General features: G+C 52.4%; 15 protein-coding genes and 2 pseudogenes. 13 read left to right on the forward strand and 4 right to left on the reverse strand.

Going from position 1 to position 19,462, the window contains the following annotated elements; all coding sequences use genetic code 11:
• Nucleotides 1–88 precede the first annotated feature (88 nt).
• Nucleotides 89–583: a hypothetical protein gene (locus AB5Y98_RS05740; protein WP_368231486.1), complete on the reverse strand. Its 495-nt coding sequence runs from the start codon at nt 581–583 to the stop codon at nt 89–91.
• A 171-nt stretch (nt 584–754) separates the two neighbouring features.
• On the opposite strand from AB5Y98_RS05740, the gene AB5Y98_RS05745 reads away from it, so the two are divergent.
• A complete protein-coding gene (locus AB5Y98_RS05745; protein WP_042007430.1) occupies nt 755–2,728 on the forward strand; it encodes a bifunctional diguanylate cyclase/phosphodiesterase in 1,974 nt (657 codons plus the stop codon).
• A 167-nt stretch (nt 2,729–2,895) separates the two neighbouring features.
• On the opposite strand, the gene rraB is transcribed toward AB5Y98_RS05745, so the two are convergent.
• On the reverse strand, nt 2,896–3,243 hold the full coding sequence (rraB, locus tag AB5Y98_RS05750; protein WP_080628938.1) for a ribonuclease E inhibitor RraB: 348 nt from the start codon (nt 3,241–3,243) through the stop codon (nt 2,896–2,898).
• 419 nt (nt 3,244–3,662) lie between these two features.
• Between rraB and AB5Y98_RS05755 the strand changes: the two genes are divergently transcribed.
• The 5 genes and pseudogenes from AB5Y98_RS05755 (at nt 3,663) to AB5Y98_RS05775 (ending at nt 10,603) form a co-directional block, all read left to right on the forward strand.
• Nucleotides 3,663–5,939 carry an immune inhibitor A domain-containing protein gene (locus AB5Y98_RS05755; RefSeq protein WP_368231487.1) on the forward strand — a complete coding sequence of 759 codons (2,277 nt, stop codon included), beginning with the start codon at nt 3,663–3,665 and terminating at the stop codon, nt 5,937–5,939.
• A 440-nt stretch (nt 5,940–6,379) separates the two neighbouring features.
• Nucleotides 6,380–6,849, forward strand: a pseudogene (locus tag AB5Y98_RS05760) (hypothetical protein).
• A 172-nt stretch (nt 6,850–7,021) separates the two neighbouring features.
• The gene (locus tag AB5Y98_RS05765) at nt 7,022–7,300 is read left to right on the forward strand and encodes a helix-turn-helix domain-containing protein (protein WP_368231488.1); all 279 of its coding nucleotides are present in this window, start codon (nt 7,022–7,024) and stop codon (nt 7,298–7,300) included.
• Complete coding sequence (locus AB5Y98_RS05770) at nt 7,287–8,465, forward strand: N-6 DNA methylase (protein ID WP_368231489.1); 1,179 nt, start codon at nt 7,287–7,289, stop codon at nt 8,463–8,465. The genes AB5Y98_RS05765 and AB5Y98_RS05770 overlap by 14 nt, the downstream gene beginning before the upstream one ends.
• Nucleotides 8,462–10,603 (forward strand): DUF1156 domain-containing protein, encoded by a 2,142-nt coding sequence (locus AB5Y98_RS05775; RefSeq protein ID WP_368231490.1) that lies wholly within the window; start codon nt 8,462–8,464, stop codon nt 10,601–10,603. The genes AB5Y98_RS05770 and AB5Y98_RS05775 overlap by 4 nt, the downstream gene beginning before the upstream one ends.
• 469 nt (nt 10,604–11,072) lie before the next feature.
• Here the strand turns inward: AB5Y98_RS05775 and AB5Y98_RS05780 are convergent, their stop codons facing one another.
• A complete protein-coding gene (locus AB5Y98_RS05780; protein ID WP_368231491.1) occupies nt 11,073–12,488 on the reverse strand; it encodes a hypothetical protein in 1,416 nt (471 codons plus the stop codon).
• Nucleotides 12,489–12,993: 505 nt separating this feature from the next.
• The gene (locus tag AB5Y98_RS05785; RefSeq protein ID WP_368231492.1) at nt 12,994–13,377 is read right to left on the reverse strand and encodes a hypothetical protein; all 384 of its coding nucleotides are present in this window, start codon (nt 13,375–13,377) and stop codon (nt 12,994–12,996) included.
• Nucleotides 13,378–13,692: 315 nt separating this feature from the next.
• Here AB5Y98_RS05785 and AB5Y98_RS05790 point away from each other — a divergent pair, with 315 nt between their 5' ends.
• The 7 genes and pseudogenes from AB5Y98_RS05790 to AB5Y98_RS05820 all read left to right on the forward strand — a co-directional run.
• Nucleotides 13,693–14,241 carry a hypothetical protein gene (locus tag AB5Y98_RS05790; RefSeq protein ID WP_368231493.1) on the forward strand — a complete coding sequence of 183 codons (549 nt, stop codon included), beginning with the start codon at nt 13,693–13,695 and terminating at the stop codon, nt 14,239–14,241.
• Nucleotides 14,238–14,540 carry a YkvA family protein gene (locus AB5Y98_RS05795; protein WP_029304363.1) on the forward strand — a complete coding sequence of 101 codons (303 nt, stop codon included), beginning with the start codon at nt 14,238–14,240 and terminating at the stop codon, nt 14,538–14,540. The genes AB5Y98_RS05790 and AB5Y98_RS05795 overlap by 4 nt, the downstream gene beginning before the upstream one ends.
• Before the next feature lie 22 nt (nt 14,541–14,562).
• A complete protein-coding gene (locus AB5Y98_RS05800) occupies nt 14,563–15,189 on the forward strand; it encodes a hypothetical protein (protein WP_368231494.1) in 627 nt (208 codons plus the stop codon).
• Nucleotides 15,186–15,620 (forward strand): DUF2787 family protein, encoded by a 435-nt coding sequence (locus AB5Y98_RS05805; RefSeq protein ID WP_368231495.1) that lies wholly within the window; start codon nt 15,186–15,188, stop codon nt 15,618–15,620. The genes AB5Y98_RS05800 and AB5Y98_RS05805 overlap by 4 nt, the downstream gene beginning before the upstream one ends.
• Nucleotides 15,621–16,113: 493 nt before the next feature.
• Nucleotides 16,114–17,355, forward strand: coding sequence for a tyrosine-type recombinase/integrase (locus AB5Y98_RS05810; protein ID WP_368231496.1), 1,242 nt, complete (start codon nt 16,114–16,116; stop codon nt 17,353–17,355).
• A 322-nt stretch (nt 17,356–17,677) separates the two neighbouring features.
• A complete protein-coding gene (locus tag AB5Y98_RS05815; protein ID WP_368231497.1) occupies nt 17,678–18,769 on the forward strand; it encodes a succinylglutamate desuccinylase/aspartoacylase family protein in 1,092 nt (363 codons plus the stop codon).
• A gap of 148 nt (nt 18,770–18,917) precedes the next feature.
• A pseudogene (locus AB5Y98_RS05820) lies at nt 18,918–19,462 on the forward strand (transposase); the annotation flags it as partial.

Here is a 19,462-nt window from a genome sequence, read left to right on the forward strand (position 1 = left end):
ACAGCGGCCCGCATGCCCCTTGTCGCCAGGCCGGAAACAAAAAACCCCGTTGCAGGCAACGGGGTTTTTGCTGGCACTCGGCGCAACCTTAGTTGGCGAGGGTGGAGAACAGGCTCTGTTCCAGGCTGCCGCGAGAGACGCACACCGGAGTGATGGAAGGAGCCGGTACCCGCTCGCCGGAGGACTCGACGAAGTAGAGCTGGGTGTTGCCCTTGACGTTGACGGTGGCCACGCTGTTGTTGCCGCTCTGGGTGATGATCAGGTTGATCTGCAGGTTGGGGTTGCCCAGTGCGACCTTGGAGCCCATGGTACCGCAATCCAGCCACTCCAGACCGTCGGCCGAATTCTCAACGTTGGCGGTCATCAGGCCGGAGCCACGCTGGCTGTTTTCGATGTTAAGGCCATGATCGCCAAACCACTTCTCGGCGCGGGCCCACACCAGATCCACCGGGATCTGCATCTCCTGGGTGTTGTTGGTCGCCTTGGCTACCGGCGGGGTATAGCTGTACTGCTCGCCGCCATTGTTGTCGCTGGCACAACCGGCCATCAACAGGGCCAGTGCTACTCCCACTATCTTTTTCATGCTGCTTCTCTCATCCATATAATCCGGCCCTCGGCCGACCGGCGGCTATTATGGCGGCAGCGACACAGACTGTCAGCAGGGATCGGCAGAAATGAGTCAGCCTTAACCCAAGCTTTACAAAACCAGCCTGCTATCATAGATTTGCTCGAAATTTCCCCCGTGAGTGTCTGTGTGAACTCCTTGCTCACCCTGCCCCTGCTGCAGCAGATCATCGACCAGCTACCCATGAATATCTTCTGCCGGGATACGGATGGGCGCTACCTGTTTGCCAACCGTGCCTTCACGGAGCAGGCGGGTCTGCCGCTGCCGGCGGATCTCGTCGGCAAGACGGATGCCGACATGCCCTGGGGCGACATCTTTCGGGAAGAGGATCTGCGCCTGCTGGCGGAGGGTAAACCCCTGCTCTATCAGCAGTTGCACTGCAACAACGGCGACGCCACCAGCTGGATGGAGATCCACAAGATCCCGCTCTACGACGAGCAGGGCAAGCCGGTGGCCCTGTTCGGCATGGTCAACGAGATAGATCAGCGCAAGGAGCTGGAGCAGACCTTCCGCCAGCAGCAGCTGCTGCAACGCCGCCTGCTGGACGCCATCCCGGATCCGATCCGGCTGGAAGACCATCAGGGGCTGCTGATCGACTGCAACCAGGCCTTTCTCGACTTCATGGGGATGGCGGCCAGCGAGGCGCTCGGCCAGCGGGTGGCTCACCGCCTCTCCACCGAACTGCCGATGGGACGGGGTGAATACTGCCTGGTGGATGCCAACGGCCAGGGCCGCCATCTGGAGGTGACCCGAGTCGAGGTGCCGGACGACGAGGGCAACTCCCTCGGCATCCTCACCCTGAGCCGCGACATCACCGGGCTGCGCACCACCCAGGCCCAATTGCAGCAGGAGCAGCACTACGACAGCCTGACCGGCCTACTCAAGCTCTCCCACTTTCTGCAGACCAGCCGTCACCTCGGCGCCCGCAAGGCGAGCCTGGTGCTGGTCGACCTGCAACACTTTCGCGAGATCAACGATCGCTTCGGCATCCGGGTCGCCGACCGCCTGCTCAGCCAGGTGGCCCGTCGCCTGCAGCAACTGGCCCCACCCCAGTCGCTGGTGTGCCGGGTGGCCGCCGACGACTTTGCCATGCTGCTGCCCGAACTGAACGAGCCGCTGGCCAACTGGAGCAGCCGTCTGCAGGGGGCGCTGATGGTCCCCTATCAGGTGGAAGAGCACAGGATCCAGATCCCGGTGTTCCTCGGCATCGCCCACGGCAAGGCCAACGACGCCGAACGGCTGCTGAGCCACGCCGAGGCCGCCCTGGCCCAGGGCAAGCGTCAGCAGCAGCACTGCACCCTGTTCGACCCCGAACTCGATGCCAAGCTCAAGCGTCGTCAGCTCATCGCGGCCCAGTTGCCGCTCGCCATCAAGTCCGGCCAGCTGACCGCCGTCTACCAGCCCATCATCAGCACCCGCACCAGTCAGCTGCACGGGGCCGAGCTGCTCTGCCGCTGGCCCCATCCCGAGCTCGGCATGATCTCGCCGGACGAATTCATCCCGCTGGCGGAAGAGCTGGGGCTCATCGGCCTGCTCGGCTGCCACATGCTGGAGCAGGGCTGCGCCCAGCTGGCCCGCTGGCAGGCCGATGCACCGGATCTGGTGCTCTCCATCAACCTGTCGCCGCTGCAATTTCGCGATCCCGAGCTCTGCCCGCAGATCTTCGCCTGCATCGAACGTCACGGCCTCGCCCCCTGGCAGCTGGAGCTGGAGATCACCGAAGGGGTGCTGATGGAGAACGCCGACGAGATAGAGAGCAACCTGGCCTGCCTGATCGAGGCGGGCTTTCAGCTCGCCATCGACGACTTCGGCACCGGCTACTGCAGTCTGGCCTATCTGCCACGGCTGCAGGTAGCGACCCTCAAGCTCGACAAAAGCTTCACGCAGGAGCTGGTCACCAACCAGGCCACCACCGCCATCGTGCGCTCCGTCATCGGGCTGGGCCACGAGCTCGGCATCAAGATCACCGCCGAAGGGGTGGAGACGCAAGAGCAGCAGGCGTGGCTGGTGCAGGCCGGCTGCGACCGGTTGCAGGGCTACCTGTTCAGCCGCCCGCTGCCCCCCGCCGAGTTTGCCCGCTGCTACCAGTTGCCGCAGGCGTGATGCTCACAACAACAAGGCCACCCGAGGGTGGCCTTGTTGTTTCTGCAGACGGTGCGCACCGGCACGCACTTACTCCTGAAAGTAGGTACCCCAACCGTCGTAGTCCACGCCGTATTTTTCGAGGAATGAACGGCCAGCATGATGGCGATGACGCCCCCTGAGCCGGCTTACTCCTGGAAGTAGGTACCCCAGCCGTCGTAGTCCACGCCGTATTTTTCGAGGATGGGCAGCATGGTAGCGATGTCCGCCACTATGGTCTCGATGTCCAGCTTGCACTCGACGGTGGCGTCGAAGCAGAAGATGGTGGCGCCGTCATCCAGCTCCATCTCTTCGGCATCGGTCACTTCGAAACCGGCCTTGAACAGGTCGACCGCCGCCTTCTCCAGCAGATCGAAATCCTGGCAGGCAAAGTGGTGCTCAATCTCGTACTCCAGATCCGGGTTGCTGCCATCGGCCAGCAACTCGTTGACGATGGCGGTGGTCTCTTCGCGCCACTCTTGCATATCAAGACTCATATTAACCCCAGATGCGACTGTGTTGTTATCAAATGCCAGCGCGGACGGTGCCATCTCGGCCATCTGCCGCCCCGCAGGCCCGGTTGCGGCAAAGCATACTCGCACAGCCCATCCGGCTCAATGCGGCAGACCAAGATAAGCCGCCGTCCACAGCCACCCCAAATGGGGTGCCATCACAAAAGGTTAATAAAGGGTAATCTGCCGCCAAAACAAGATTGCTCCATATGGAGCTTTGCACGAATGTGTCAAAACCACACGACAGCGCCAGCAAGCCGTTTGAAATCAGCAGGATCCACCAGCAGCACGACGGTGACAAGGCCATCCACGGAGTGTATCAAGGGACGCGGGCAATCCATCGCCCGTACGGAAAGAGGAGCCAGTGAGGCTCCCTTTTTATCATGTGAAGGAGCACATAGATAATGCCTAAAAAAACAATAATGAGCCTGCTTGTCGGCTCAACCCTTATGATTGGAAACCACGCCATGGCCGCCCCGGTCCACGGTCCGTTCGATGCCCCCCTGGCCGATGAGGTGAAGGTGCTGGAGATGCTCAAGAAGAGCGGCCGCATCCCGACCCTGGCCTCCCCCGAGCAGGAGCAGGCGGCCCTCACCAGCTACTATCGCGAGAAGTCGCGGGCCTATCAGGGCAACAGCGGTACCCTGGCGGTGAAAGAGGGCAAGGTGCGCGAGACCATCCTCAAGAAGATCCGCCTCAACGGCACCGCCCGTCCTGGCGATCGGGTGCCCACCCTGCTGCTCAAGTCCATCGAGCGGGAGCACTACCAGGGCAAGATGCGCAAGGACAAGATCCTCGCCATCCTGGTGGACTTCCCCGACTACCCGAAGAACAGCATCCGCCCCGAGCTCACCAAGATGTACTACCCGGATTACACCCCGGCGCACTACAACGACCTGCTGTTCTCGTCCAAGGGCTATGCCGGCCCGAACGGCGAGCAGTTCATCTCCATGCGCCAGTTCTACGAGCAGCAGTCAGGCAAGAGCTACAGCGTGCGCGGCCAGGTGGCGGGCTGGTATACCGCCAGCAAGAACGCCGCCTACTACGGCGCCAACGCTACCCCTAACACCATCCGGGAGCTGGTGAAGGAGGCGCTGATCCAGGTGGCGGGCGACCCCTCCATCGATCTGTCCGAGTTTGACCAGGAGGATCGCTACGATCTCAACGGCAACGGCAACCGGGACGAGCCGGACGGCCTCATCGACCACCTGATGATCTTCCACTCCAGCGTCGGCGAGGAGGCCGGTGGCGGCGATCTCGGCGAAGACGCCATCTGGGCGCACCGCTGGAACCTGGGTGCCCCCTACCCCATCCCGGGCACCAGCAGCCCGAGCCAGAACTTCGGTGGCAAGTTTGCCGCCTACGACTACACCATCCAGCCCATCGATGCGGCGGCCGGGGTCTGTGCCCACGAATATGGCCACGATCTGGGGCTGCCGGACGAGTACGACACCAAGTACACCGGCAAGGGCGAACCGGTGGCGACCTGGTCCATCATGTCCTCAGGCTCCTGGGCCGGGGTCATCGGCGGCACCGAGCCGACCGGGTTCTCCGCCTGGGCCAAGGAGTTCCTGCAGGCCTCCCTCGGCGGCAACTGGCTGCACGGCAGCAATGTGCAGCTCGCCGATCTCAGCCCGCGCGGCAACGTCTACATGCTGGATCAGGCCAACGACAAGGGGCGCAACGACGACGTGGTGCGCATCAACCTGCCGGCCAAGCAGATCCCGCTCAACCCGCCCTACGCCGGCCAGTACGAGTATCACGGCGGCAAGGGCAACAACCTCGACAACCGCATGAGCCTCAAGCTGGATCTGAGCGGCAAACAGAGCGCCAGCCTCAACTTCAAGGCCTGGTATCAAATTGAAGAGGGGTACGACTACGCCAGGGTGCTGGTCAACGGCCAGCCCATCGCGGGCAACCTGACCACCAGTGACGATCCCAACGGGGTCGGCTTCGGGGTTGGCATCACCGGCAACTCCAATGGCTGGACCGATGCCGAGTTCGACCTCACCCCCTGGGCCGGTCAGCAGGTCACTCTGACCCTGCAATACCTGAGCGACGGCGGCGTGGCCGAGAACGGGCTGTTCGTGGACGAGCTGCAGATCCTCGCCGATGGCGACACCCTGCTGAGCGACGGTGCCGAGGGCAACTCCCCCTTCACCCTCGCCGGCTTCGTGAAGAGCGACGGCAACGAGGCCAAGGATCACTACTACCTGGCCGAGTGGCGCAACCATGCGGGAGTGGACAAGGGACTGGCCCACATCAACGTGGCCGACCAGCTGATGCGCTACGAGCCGGGCATGCTGCTCTGGTACGTGGACAACAGCCAGGTCAACAACTGGGTGGGTGTCCACCCGGGTGAGGGCTTCCTCGGGGTGGTGGATGCGGATCAGCGCACCCTCAAGTGGAGCGACGGCGCCGTGGCCGGTACCCGCTACCAGATCCACGACGCCACCTTCAGCCTGGGCTTCCAGCAGCCGCTCAACCTCAAGCACCCGAGCGGCTCCCTGCTGCGTGACTTCTGGATCACCCCGAACCGGGTGTTCAAGGATTCCCGCAGCTACCAGAGCAAGGAGATCCCGGATGCCGGTCGCCTACTGCCCGAGTACGGGCTCAAGATCAGCGTCACCGGTCAGGCCCGTGACATGAGTACCGGACGGATCATCGTCAGCCGCCACTGAGCACGACAGCCATGACAAGGGGCCCCAGGGCCCCTTTTTTCATCTGCCGACCTGCCGCCCAGGATGAGAACAGGCCAAACCGCACAACAAACACCCTGATTGCTCACTTGTCGAGCGAACGATACGACTATCTGCGCCCTGCGGTTGACACATCCGTTCAGAAAGGGTTTAATGCGCGCCGTTGCCCAGATAGCTCAGTCGGTAGAGCAGGGGATTGAAAATCCCCATGACAGTTTCCATACCACAGCGCTGGACGGAACACCCTACAAGGCTTCGCTTACAATGCGAGGCCTTTTTGTTATGCGTCTCTGGTCAATCTCTGGCAAGGTTGCTCACCGAGCTCGGGATTAATAATCCCCACCTCCTGCTCCGCTGCTTCATCTGACAACAGATAGCAAGATACGTACGCCCCTCCTCAGCAATGACCTCCGCATCCTCCTATCACCAACTGGTCGCAGCCCAACAAATCCTTAGTCAATCGTGGCCGCTTAACCTTTTGGGTAGATTCCGAAGTCATTAAAAACAGGTTTCACGATCAGCATCACAGCTGACCGTAGACCTTGCCAGCCGCGATATAGTGACAGCTGAAGTATCGCTGGATATACGATGCCGAGGTGCTTGCCGCCCTGCATAATCCACTGAGCAAAAACACAGTTCTATGGGAGTAGGGGCATACGCGTCATGATGTCGTACTTGTCATGTGAAAAGAGGGATTACCCTACTGGACGAAGGCATCCGGCTATCTCGAGTTTCACTGGTGGAGACTGAGATACATCGTTTTAAGCAAGTGATGACAGCGAGATTGAACCTACGGAACTACAACAATCAGGTGGGCGAGATCATGGCGTATATCTGCGCAATGAACAAACTGAATAGCCTCGGCCTGCCTATTGGATGGCCCCAAATGTAATCGCCAGTTGCGGCTAGCTGTATTGCAAGCAGATTGCTGATTTAGGTCGGGGCCAAGGCACTCTAACAGGTCACCTGGCAAACCGAGACGTCGCCTCCATGGATTGGAGGCGTACCAAACTTGAAAGAACCATGGTATTGTATGCCAAAATTTTACAATAGCTGCAAAGTTCATGCTAAAAAAATTAAGAAACAACTTAGGTCTTTCACTTTGTCAGGTGGCCGGAAAGCTTGGCATTTCCGAATCCTTCCTATCTCAAATTGAAAATGGAAAACGGAAGCCTTCTCCGGATTTATTGTGTGCGATTTCCGAATTGCTGGGGTGTGACAAAGATGAAATATCTGTCTCAGTAGGAATAATCCCCACGTGGATGGTTGAAGAACTTCGTGAATCTCCCAAAAAATCAGTTACAGCTGCAAAAGATAAATTCGATAAATATGGCACAACGTAAGAATACAAAACAACACGTACTGGGTCAGTATATGACCACAGAAGAAGTGGCACTTGATATGTGTCAGTACATTAAAGCAGAAAAGAAAAGCTGGAGAGTTTTTGACCCTGCATGTGGTGATGGTGTATTACTAGAAGCAGCAGCCGTTGAGCTGGTTAAATCTGGGGTAGATCTTGAAGATATAAAACTAATAGGCTTCGATATTGATCAAGAAATGATAAATAAAGCCAGAAACCGCCTAAACAGGTTTTTCTCCAAAATACATAATAATATCACATTGATTAACTGCGACACGTTGCAGGTACTACAACATGGATTGTTACACGAAGAAGAGACCTCATTGCTGAAGGATGTAAACATAATTCTTGGAAACCCTCCTTATGGTAAAAAACTTGAGGTGAAGTTTTTCGAGGAATGTAATTCATATTTTAATGGGAGAGCTGAGTTGATTTTTCTTCTCCCAATGTCATTTGTGGATGCAATCAGCGGGGTCAAATTTACCTTATTAAAAGGACGCCCGTTAGGCGTTACTACAGGACACGTCATCATCCATCATCAATGTGGAGCAGGCTATACCCAGAAAAGCCAAAAGGACTCTCAGAATGAGGTCGATGGCTTTCGCGTTCTCACAGGAGTGAAATTATATGCGGTAGGCGATGGTGATCCCCCTCAATCTGCTGAGATCGTTAAAAATAAGCCCTATTCATCATCAAGCTACAAGCCAGGCTGGTTGCCTTGCCTGCGTACCGGAGACATTGGTAAATTTTCCTATGAAAAGGGCAGGCTTTGGGTTAACTATGGTAAGCAGCTGGCACACCCAAAAGAGATTGACAGATTTGAAGGTCCCAGAATATTCGTGAGGCGTGTTCCAATTTGGTCAGACAAGACTTTAGGAGCTACTTATATCAGCGAAAAAGCTCTATGTGCTGGAGATGTTCTTGTCGTGAAACACGTCGAAAATGATCCAGATATATTACGGGGTTTGTGCGTATTTTTGAATTCACCACAGGTATCAGAGTTCATCATCACTCATAGACCAAGCGTCGGTCACCGGGACTCTTTCCCAAAAATATCAGCAAAGGATTTGGTTAGACTGTTTCGTGAAATGCTCCCTAAAGAGGTGGCATTACGTCAACTTGCAAATAAATACCCGGAAGAAAAATGAAACGATTGATCGAAGAAATTTTTCCAGTAGAAGAAGTTTCGGTAAGCTGTAAGCGGGAGAAATCGATTAGGCAAGGACACATTAGCACACTCCAAGCATGGTGGGCAAGGCGTCCACTTGCCGTTTGCCGTGCAACTATTTTTCTGGCTTCTCTCCCCTCAAAAGATGTTCTTTTAAAGAACGGACGGGTGATGAAAATACTATCAAGCCTATATCCGGAATTGAAAGATTTTGATGCAAGAATAATTAAATTTGTCTCTGAAATGTCCGATTTTAGTAATTCAAACAATCACAAACTAATTTCAGCCGCACGAGATATTATTGCTTGCACCAACTCTAACCCCAGTCTTGCAGACACTTTTTCTGGTGGCGGGTCAATTCCGCTTGAGTCTATTCGATTGGGTTTAAAGACTTATGCATCTGACTTGAATCCTATTGCATCTGTTGGACTAGAGCTGGCTCTAAACTTTGCACCAGGAATTTCCCAGAGTGCATTAGATCGCCTGCGAACGGATATTAAATCAGTATCAGAGCTAATTGAGAAAGAGATTTTGTCGTCGTACCCAAGCCAAGATGACTTAGCGTATTTCTGGTTCAAAACCTATCGATGCCCGCATTGTGAACTACTTGCTCCACTCTTTCAGAACAAATGGCTCAGCAAAACAGGTAACAAGCAAGCTCTCAAAATAAACGCAGACCGAGAGAACGGGGTACTTGACTTGAAAGTTTATGAGCCATCAAGTAAATCTGATTTACTTGATGCCGACACTGGTACCATAGCATCAAAATCTGCTTCATGTATATTTTGTGGTGGATCTATCGGTACCGATGAAATAATGCGCCAAGGAGTTGCAGGCCTCCTTAGTGAGGTGCAGTACGCGAAATTAACAACAATAGAAGGGAAAAAGCAGTACACGGTCCCGATAAAATCATTAAATCTTCAAGCTAAACCCAATAGAAAGAATGCCATAAAGAATAGCGTTAATTTTGTTGATCTTAATCTACCTTTGGATTTGAACGGAATTCGCCACCTATGGGCAATTCAGTACGGCATTAAAACAGTTTTTGATCTCTTTAACCCACGTCAGCATCAAGCTATACAAGTTATGGCTCGGGCCATCGCAGATCATCGAAAAATCATTGACGCGACAAGTTCGTCAGCTGAAGAAGTGAAGTTTCGCTATCTTTGCCTGTTAATGATAATGAACAAAGTTTCAATTTACAGTAATCGGCACTCCTGGTGGCAGTCAAACGGAGCATTTCCTGCAAATATATTTGTTCGCCAAGCTATTTCCATGGTTTGGAACTATGTAGAAATTCCACCATTTAGTACCGGGGCTGGTGGCTGGATAAGTTCAAGCAAATGGGTTGTTAAAGCAATAGAGCAACTATTGCCAATACAGGGGAAGGCCAATGTAAGCCAAGGCGATGCCGCTGATACACGCATACCTAATGAATCACTGGACTTAGTTGTTATTGATCCACCGTATTTCGATTCAATTACTTATGCATATCTTAGTGATTTCTTTTATCCGTGGACAAAAAAGCTAGTCCAAGGTGACTTTCCTGATTGGTTCTCTGATGAGGCAACTCCTAAAGCTCAAGAACTTATCGTTGATCGAAAGCACAAACTGGCGCCGGCTCCGAAGAACGCAAGTTTTTTTGCTGAAAAAATGAGTGCATGTCTTTCTGAGGCGCGTCGTAAGCTAACTGACGATGGCATAATCGTTCTAATGTATGGTCATAAGGCACTAGTTGCTTGGGAGTCTCTATTTATAGCGATAAAAAATGCAGGATTACGTGTCTCAGTTTCTTGGCCGATTCAAACTGAAAGAAAGACAAAGTTTCAGCATAGTCGGGTCGATGCGCTAGGTGTTTCTTGCTTGCTAGTATTAAAACCGATGAAGTCAATCTTCAAAGAAAATAGACGCAAAATAGAGGTTGCTGAGTTCAAAGAAATGGCTACCAATAGAATGAGTCAACTGAAAATGAAACATCCAGAACTCGAGAAAGATGGTGTTGCTTTGTCGATGTCAGTATTTCCTCTAGTACTCGACGATTACATGCATTGTCAAGTTTTGGATGAATCAGGGCGCGAGGTTGCAATTGAGGAGTTGTTGGATAGCGTGAACCTTTAGCTTATTTTATTGCTTATCTAAATTCTATAACTCACCAACGATTGAAATACCCTGAGATTGCAATTGATAAACGAGGTTGGTTGATTTTCGAGTAATGCCATTGACTATCTTCAACCTCGTTTCTATTATAGGACTAGCTGGCATCTTATGCTTGCTAACGCTTTCTACGCTATTACTCCAAGCTCTGTAAAGATCTGGATTTATTAATGAATGCCGCATCTCATTGAACCTAAGACTAATATCCTGGACTACAGCCTCAGTTAAATTCATTTCTATTTCTACGAGTAATAGGTAGCCATCTTTTTCTGCAGCAATATCTGGATATCGTTGCTTGCTTACGCCATGTGATGTTGGGATTGGAACAACTCTCACGTGCGGTGTATTTGGTATACAGATATAGAGGACATTCCAGCCCTCGTTGATTAATTGTTTAGCATACTCTCGGGTTGTTTTTCCTTGTCCGGCCATATCATTCAAAACTCTGACGATGAAGTTGTCGAATTGCCATTAACTGCCATTTTGTACAATCCTCAGCGAAGATCACTTCTCGCTCGTTAAATTTCGATTGCCCAGTCAACTGCGATTTTGGGATTCGAGGCACAATAATCGTCGAACCTTTTGGTGTTAAATTGATTTCTTTTATTAACGTACTTTCCCAGTCAGCCTCATATAAACGATGTGTGCTGATGAAAGTCGTATTGCTAGATAGAATTTTCTGTATAGCATCTAGCACATTTGAACTGGGTGATTTCAGGCCTGCACGAGCAATTTTTTCCGGGTTTGAATTGCCAAGCAGGTCGGCAATTTTTAGTATTCCACTCTTCCAGTCTAGTCGTTCAAGAGTCAGACCCGGATTACGTTGAAGAGTCTGCAAGTCAGCATGTGTTAGGTCATCTGAAAACTTGACAGTAATGTAATTTCCTAACACTTTTACAATATTTCTAAACCGTTTGCTGCCATGATCTCTTTCAACTTGTTCCATAACCCAAGGGTGTCTCTTAGAAAGTTGTGGCATCCAAAATTCAATGGGGGTTTTTATTCCCTTAATTTCCGCATCATCCAATGTAAACATCAGACGACCATCTATTGAATCGAATTGGCCTTCACCACGCTCCCAGTGTCCGGAGTCTGGGCGAGTGTTATAAATTTGAATCCAGCGGCCACCATCCTCCATAAAGCTCGATGGCTTTGTGTATCGTGTGACGCTTTTGCAAGCAGAGGCTAGCTTTTGAAGCTCTTCTATAAACGTTTCAATTCTGTTTGCACTTGAGCCTGGTTTTATATTTTCAGCAAGTAGATCACAAAAATATCCTGCCAAACGTTGCCAGTTCATCAAAGGCATTTTAAGCAGAGCATAAGCAGCACTTAAATCATCTTGTAATTCTTCCAGTGGAATAATTTGATGAAGAGCGGCTTTTGGGGATTTTTCTCTTTTCCATTCATTGATAAAATCAATGTTTCTAACAGAGTGGCGATTGGGCAGTTTATTGACTTGGCCTCCACGTCTGGACTTCATGTATGGGCAAACCACAAACGAGGTGAATCCAATTTTTCTACCAGCCCAAATGCATGGATAACGTTTTTCAACATTAGATCCATCAGGTGAATGAACTGTAATTTCTATACTACCCAAGGCCACCTTATTATTTCCAATACTTGCAACGAAGAATATGTCTGGATTTCTGATTTCGAATGCCACTTTAAGGTCTTGAGGCAGAGAATCAAATCCAGATTTCTCCTTTACGTTCACCGGATTATTGAATCTGATAGGTCCTAGATTGAGATATTTTTGTCCCCAAATATTGACCCAAAATTGCCTAAAATCTTCCAAGTGGTACGTTTCTTCCCCATCGACAAAGATATCGATCTCTATAGATGTTGGCATCTGAACAGCCTGTATTGATTACGATGGGTTATAGGCTATCAGCCACAACTTGCAAACTCAAGTTCGCATTGAGCAGGTTCGAACAAGTCCTGGTGTGAGACCATTATCCATTTTCAGAACCGACCTTCGACACCTGCTTGGTTTTGTTGTTTTCGGCGATAATGACTACGCGTTCGCAGCAATTTGGCAGCAAATGATGACTTTGATGATCTTGAGTAGGTGGTGGCAAAAAAGCTGAAATGTTCAGAACAATGTTTGTCCCACCTATGAGATGATGTGAATTTTTACCTAATCTTCGTGCACGAACAAAGCCATAACATCATCGGATTTAGCAAATTAATCTCAATTTCGTGAACATTGTCAACTTTTAAGATATGAAATTTAGGTGCAGAATGACGGATGAAAACTAATAAAAAACCAGTTCGCTCTCAAAGATAACTCCCCCTTCCCCGCTATTGTTTTTTTTGTTTTAACCCCTTGATTTTTAACTCTAGGGGTTACTTATTCAAGATATCTGTAGAGAAGCTTTAGCTAGTCGTTTCTTCGCCTTCACGCATTGGAACAATTTCCGACAGGTTCTTAACTCTTCAGGGTGCCGCTTCGGATAGCTCATGATGGCAGGGATTAGCTCCGGGATTATGCGCACAATTAGTCGCCCCAACTTCACCTTCTCCTTGCGAGTTGCCAGCCGCCGTTTGAGTTTGTATGCGTAGAATCGCTCTCCAATAAGGACTTCATCCAACTCAGCACCGAACATAGATCTCAATACACGATTAATCCTCTCCTCAAATGAATTCAGATCGAATTTCTCACGATGATCACGACTTACGATTTCATTGACCTGATATGCGTCGATTGGGTTGATGAACAGGCTTGATATCTTAATCATATTTGTCTCCTTCAAGATACGAGTAGTGGTTTCCCCATACCTGTTCAACAACATCTTCATTCACCCATCAACGCAGTTCTCATGTTGTCATCAACAGATATAATCTACGGCTGCCGCTCAATAAAGTAAATAGGTTCTCTTGAATTTTAATTTTCACTCATTTATTCGCGCGCGCGAGATTAACCTCATGTTAAATATATAGCGTTGATATTTAAATACATACCAGCCACCGAATTACCTATCGATTGAAATATATATAAATCCTTTGATATCCAATAGCCATTTCGGTTATTTAAATTCAAAGGAGAGATATCCATGTCTGAACTTTCAATATTCGATGCCATTGGCGAAGGCAAGAACGCGACTCAGGATTATCTGGATACCCTGTCGCGGGCTCTGCTGCGCCATCATCAACTGGTCAAAGCCATCCGCATCCACGGTCGTTATGTACCGGAATCGTTGCCAATGCCCGGTCTGCCGGTATTGGTTGCCATCTTCAGTCACACCAATACCTACACCTTGCACCAACTGCCCTCTACTCAGATAGGGCAGTTGGTGCTGTCGATTGCCCGCTTCTCCGGTCAGGCTACCCACGACCTGGACAACGGCATTTTTGAAGAGGTCTGGGATATGGGTGACAGCAGCTTTACCACGGACAGTGCCGAGCAAGCCGTCTACTGGTTGCCGTTACCGGAGCGCTGGATTGCTCTGGAGGGCACACAAGTGGCGCTGCACGATAAAGACCATCCGGTGTTCAAGTTGCTCAACGTCACCGCCCGGAACGCTGGTCCGGTCCTGGATATCTGCGATGGTGTGGTCAGTCTGGTGCTGGCGTCAGAGTGGGATGGGGAGTGGGCCGCATGACCGAGATCAACCGCTCCTCGCTACTCGCCAAGCTCAAGCACATCAAGGGCATGAAGCTGCTGGTTGAGCAGGCCGTCTTGCTCTACCTGTTGATGGCCGACGAGCAGACGCCTGTGTGGGTCAAGACCATCGTGGTCAGCGCACTCGCCTATTTGCTCTGTCCGGTCGATGCCGTACCGGACTTTATCCCCGGCGTAGGTCTCACCGATGACCTGGGGGTCATCAGCGGAGCCATTGCCTCGTTAGGCAGTCATATCCATCAAGGTCATCGCAGTAAAGCGGCTGACTTCTTCAAGTAATCCCTTCAGAAGGAACACCATCATGGCAAAAGCCACACAACCGGCAGCGTCGGCTGCTCCGGTCTGGACTGTTATTAAATCTGCTAAGGCCCCGAAGATCAGCGCACGGGCCAGTGGTTTGCTGCACTACGAGGTGGGCAAGAACGATGAAGGTCGCTACGCGCTTCGCATTACCGCCAACGACACGGGTGGCCTGTTCAGCAAACACTGGTTATCGCTCGATGACATCCTGGCACTGCTGGATATCCTCAAGGATGTGCCATTCAAATCGGTAGCGCTCAAGGCGCTGTTTGTTCGAGGCAGTGCCAATAACCACGGCTTCCTCGCCGCCATCCTGCGTGCTGAAAAGTTACTGGTCGCCGCCGAGCCCAACTCACCGTTCCACCGGGTCGGCCTATCCCTCAGCGACTGGTCTACTCAGCTGGATGAACCGGCCAATATGGATAAACAGGCTCGCAAGGGAAAAGCCAAGGGACAGAAGGGCCAAGATGACACGACCGATGAGATAACCATCGAGAAAGGCAATAAGCCCCCGTTTTTGGAAACAGCCAACGACCAGGCCGGTTTGTCAGACAAGATGGATGAGACCGGGGCCGAAACGGGATCCGAGACCGGCGACGAGGTAGCCGGACAGGAGACCCAACAATGAGCGACCGTGACATAGCACTGAACTGGCAGGGACTCCCCCTGCCGGTTTCACCCCGGTTCGCCGTATGCCTGACCGACCTGCTGAACAGGCACCATCCCACATGGCCACAAGCCCGTGCTGTCACGATGAACTTTCGTGATCCGGGTTATGGCCCGGAAACCGGTGGCTTTCATCCGGTGGAAATCCGCCTGCAACGGCAAGGAAATCTATGGTCCTTGGTCTATATGACGGACTTTTCCTATGTCGGCATGGGTGACTATGCCGAATTGGCTAAGGAGGTCGATTTTGACTTCTTAAGCCAGGAAGGGCTGATTGCCTATGCGCACGTGGTGCCGTTGTCTGAGTTGGGTGAGTTCTATGAGTTATGGGAGGGCAATTTCCTCACCTACCTGTCGCTGGGTGTCTACGCGATCAGGGTAGCCACTGAATAATCCCCCCCTGTTACTCCCGCAAATTTCGCGGGTTCACGGGGTTGGCGTCGATTTACCCAGTCTCTCCAAGGGAAAAACGCGCCCCGTTTCCCCCCGCTCACACGGGGCGGGCACGGGGCTCGCCGTGAATGTGCGGGGCAACCCGACCTCTTCATTCACTCCCCCCATTATTTCCGCAAATTTCGCGGGTTCACGGGGTTGAGATGGAAAAGCCCAATCACTCAAAGGGAAAAACCAGCCCCGTTTCCCTCCGCTCACACGGGGCGGACACGGGGCTCGGTGGGATTTTTACGGGATCGGACCGGGTAGCGACCGGGGCGGCCATCTGCTCACTCACCTTTCCCGCGTTGTCATCGTGCCGGGCCAGCCAGGCCAAGGCGCGATGAGCAACGACCATTTTAATCGCCAAGCCAGAGACGGGGATTACACCTCCTTTCCACTGTGAAGGAGGCTTATGCCCTGTTGCACCAGCTCACATCTTGAGGAGCGAACCATGAACGAAACACCCACCCGATTTAAATTCACCAATCGGCGAATTGCCGATCTACCCCCTAACCCAGATGACGCTCGCAGTACCGAAGCGGAGTATTCAGATACTGACGTGACCGGTCTGCGCTGTCTGGTTGGCAAGGGGGAGGGGCGTCGCAAGTTCCTGTTGCGCTATCAGATACATGGGCGCAAACGGGCCATTGCCCTCGGGCATTATCCCGCATTGGATGTCAGCGCGGCTCGTAAGCTGGCGCTCGACTACAAACGCAAGATCGCCGAAGGCGTTGACCCGCAACAGGCCAAGGAGGACAAGCGCAACCAGAAGACCCTGAGCAATTTGTTTCAGGAGGACTATCTCCCCTATCTGCAATCGCGAAATCGCAGTTGGAAGACGGATGAACATCGCTTCCGTAATCACCTACGGCCAATCTTCGGCAATCTGATCCCGGAAGAGATCACCGTCACCCGCATCCAGAACATGCAACAGATGTTGCTCAAGCGCCTCACCCCGGCCACCTGCAATCGCGTCTTGGCATTGCTCAAGGCCATCATGACCTGGGCGGCCCGTGCCGGACTGATCAAGGACAATCCCGCAGCCCTGGTGTCGTTACTGCGAGAGAACAATCGACGCGAACGCTACTTCACCCCAGATGAAATACGCCGCCTGTTCCGGGCCGCCGATCAGCATGAGAGTTTCTATACCGGTCAGTACGTCAAGATGTTGCTGCTCACCGGCTTGCGTCGGGCCGAGCTGGCAAGGGCCAAATGGCAGCACTACAACAAGGAGGACAAGACCCTATACATTCCCCACACCAAGAACGGCCATAGCCGTGTGTTGCACCTGAACCATATGGCGGTGGAGCTGTTGAACTACTTACCGGTGACAGAGGGAAATCCCTACCTATTTCCCGGTAAGCGGCAAGGGCAGCCATTGCAGAATCCCACTAAGGGTTTTCAGCGGATGCTGGCGCGGGCCGGTATAGATAAGGAGGGGGTGTGCCTGCACACCTGCCGTCATTCGGTAGCGGCGTTGATTGTCTCCAACGGCGGCACCCTGTTTGATGTGCAATCCCAACTCGGACACCGGAGCAGTCAGACATCACTGCGTTATGCTCACCTGCATAACACTCGGATGCAGCAGACCAGCCAGAAAATAGCCAACTGCATCCATGATGCCCTGACCAGTTCTGTACCATCCAAGCCGCTGCCACTTCCCGAAGAGGTCGAGTGGGTTCAGGCCAGCTAGATATGTCGGTATCTCATCCGGTGGTGAGATACCGACATCACGATTCAACCGCCCGAGGCACGATGTTAGCTTACCCCCTCACCAACGGCGACAGCCTCACCGAACGAGCCTGAGCCATTGCATGTATGGCCACTGGAAGTGGTTCATTTCAATCTACTCCGCCGGAAGCTATGTCTTGCCGCCACATTTTTTCTAACCCAAAGTAGATACTGAATATATCTCCCTGATAGCCTAGTCATCTCGACATGTTTTTAGCCTTGGACTGCCTGCCAGCTTATCGAGTCGGGACTTACTAATCATATTGAGCATCATGGAGAGTCGTATGCGTTATGTTGCGTTTGCTGTTGGATTAGCACTTTTTGGTTCGGTTGCTCAGGCAGCCATCCAGTACACAGGCGATAAGGTCCAAGGCGTACCTGTGATTTCAGCACTCGATGTAGCTGATCTTGCCACAGGCCAGCACCGCTTTATGTTTGAGGGCGTCGAGACCGGAACTGGTCAACGTTGGTACGTGCCGGTCATGGTGGCCAAAGGGGCTGCCGATGGTAAAAAAGTATTGCTACAGGCTGGTGTGCATGGTGACGAGCTCAATGGTGTTCGGATCGTACAAAAGGCGATGGCACAACTTGAACCGGCCAAGATGAAAGGGACTGTCATTGGCGTTATTGGCCCCAACCGTTCCGGCCTAGAGCGTGTGTCGCGTACTTGGGCAATTTCGACTGACGGTGGTGATGTGATTGATTACAACCGGATCCATCCAGGCAAAGAGACTGGTAATGCTCCCGAGCGTCAGGCATGGCTGATGTGGAACAAGGTCTACAAAGGGAATGTCGATTTGGCTATCGACTATCACACCCAGTCCACTGGGACGGCATACCCACTCTTTATCTATGCTGACTATCGCAATGCAGATGTAAAGACCATTGCGGAGCTGTTCCCAGCCGACCAAATCAAAAAGGATCCTGGCGAAACTGGGTCGATGGAAACTACGTTTGTTGAGAATGGCATTCCGGCTATAACCGCAGAAGTAGGCGAGCCACGGGTGTATCAACAGGATATGATTGAGCGAGGCTTGCAGGGGGCTTTAAACGTATTGAGTCACTACAAGGTGATAGACGGAAAGCTTGGGGCCACCGCCGAGACCCACAAGACATATATAGGTAATGAAATGAGCTCGATTCGGGCAACGACTGGTGGCTTTGCAGAAGTCCTCGTCAAGTTGGGGGAGGATGTGAAGAAGGGCCAGAAGGTTGCTTTGCAGCGTAATGCTTTTGGCGATGTAGTGGCCGAATATACTGCGAATATGGACGGTAAAGTGCTTGCAGTCGGCACTGATGCGGTACGTGAGCCTCGGGCATTACTGGTTCGGATTCTGGGGCAAAACCCCGCTGACACCTGCAAAAATGGTTGCTAGGTAAGGGCTACCACCATCTCTACAAGGAACACATTTCTGTTAAGGTCAACTTTGGATGTTCCACTAAACAATGTTTATTGTGTAGTGGTCTAATCATCCCGGACACCATTTTAGGTGGTACAGTCGCCACCCAGACCTGAGGTGTTCAATGACAAGATTACGTCGCTCATTTACTGCCGAGTTCAAGCTGGAAGCCGCATCCCTGGTGCTCGACCAGGGATATTCTGTCCCCGAAGCCAGCCGTTCACTGGATGTCGGTGAAACCGTGCTTCGCCGCTGGGTTCAGCAGCTTCAATCCGAACGAACTGGCACAACCCCGATCAGCAAGGCGCTGACCCCGGAACAGCAAAAAATCCAGGAGCTGGAAGCCCGTATCAACCGGCTCGAGCGCGAAAAGGACATTCTAAAAAAGGCTACTGCTCTCTTGATGGCGGACGAATTCACACGTACGCGCTGATAGACCGATTAAGGGAGCAAGCCCCCATCACCCTGGTCTGCTGCGCTTTTGATGTTCCCACGTCCTGTTTTTACGACTATCAGGCTCGCAAACGGGTGATTAACCGTGAGCGGATGCAACAACGCAGCGAGTTGCGCCGTTTGTTCAAAGCGAGCCGGGACTCGGCTGGCAGCCGCGCCTTGATGTCGATGATGCAAGAGTTGGGACATCAGATTGGTCGATTCAAAGTGCGCAGT

The organism is Aeromonas sp. s3 (genome assembly GCF_040907805.1).
GTDB classification, from domain to species: domain Bacteria; phylum Pseudomonadota; class Gammaproteobacteria; order Enterobacterales; family Aeromonadaceae; genus Aeromonas; species Aeromonas dhakensis.

Excerpts from the sequence above, each read along its gene's own strand:
- AB5Y98_RS05740 (WP_368231486.1), bottom strand. The coding sequence starts at position 583 with ATGAAAAAGATAGTGGGAGTAGCACTGGCCCTGTTGATGGCCGGTTGT.
- rraB (WP_080628938.1), bottom strand. The coding sequence starts at position 3,243 with ATGAGTCTTGATATGCAAGAGTGGCGCGAAGAGACCACCGCCATCGTC.
- AB5Y98_RS05755 (WP_368231487.1), top strand. The coding sequence starts at position 3,663 with ATGCCTAAAAAAACAATAATGAGCCTGCTTGTCGGCTCAACCCTTATG.
- AB5Y98_RS05765 (WP_368231488.1), top strand. The coding sequence starts at position 7,022 with ATGCTAAAAAAATTAAGAAACAACTTAGGTCTTTCACTTTGTCAGGTG.
- AB5Y98_RS05770 (WP_368231489.1), top strand. The coding sequence starts at position 7,287 with ATGGCACAACGTAAGAATACAAAACAACACGTACTGGGTCAGTATATG.
- AB5Y98_RS05775 (WP_368231490.1), top strand. The coding sequence starts at position 8,462 with ATGAAACGATTGATCGAAGAAATTTTTCCAGTAGAAGAAGTTTCGGTA.
- AB5Y98_RS05780 (WP_368231491.1), bottom strand. The coding sequence starts at position 12,488 with ATGCCAACATCTATAGAGATCGATATCTTTGTCGATGGGGAAGAAACG.
- AB5Y98_RS05785 (WP_368231492.1), bottom strand. The coding sequence starts at position 13,377 with ATGATTAAGATATCAAGCCTGTTCATCAACCCAATCGACGCATATCAG.
- AB5Y98_RS05790 (WP_368231493.1), top strand. The coding sequence starts at position 13,693 with ATGTCTGAACTTTCAATATTCGATGCCATTGGCGAAGGCAAGAACGCG.
- AB5Y98_RS05795 (WP_029304363.1), top strand. The coding sequence starts at position 14,238 with ATGACCGAGATCAACCGCTCCTCGCTACTCGCCAAGCTCAAGCACATC.
- AB5Y98_RS05800 (WP_368231494.1), top strand. The coding sequence starts at position 14,563 with ATGGCAAAAGCCACACAACCGGCAGCGTCGGCTGCTCCGGTCTGGACT.
- AB5Y98_RS05805 (WP_368231495.1), top strand. The coding sequence starts at position 15,186 with ATGAGCGACCGTGACATAGCACTGAACTGGCAGGGACTCCCCCTGCCG.
- AB5Y98_RS05810 (WP_368231496.1), top strand. The coding sequence starts at position 16,114 with ATGAACGAAACACCCACCCGATTTAAATTCACCAATCGGCGAATTGCC.
- AB5Y98_RS05815 (WP_368231497.1), top strand. The coding sequence starts at position 17,678 with ATGCGTTATGTTGCGTTTGCTGTTGGATTAGCACTTTTTGGTTCGGTT.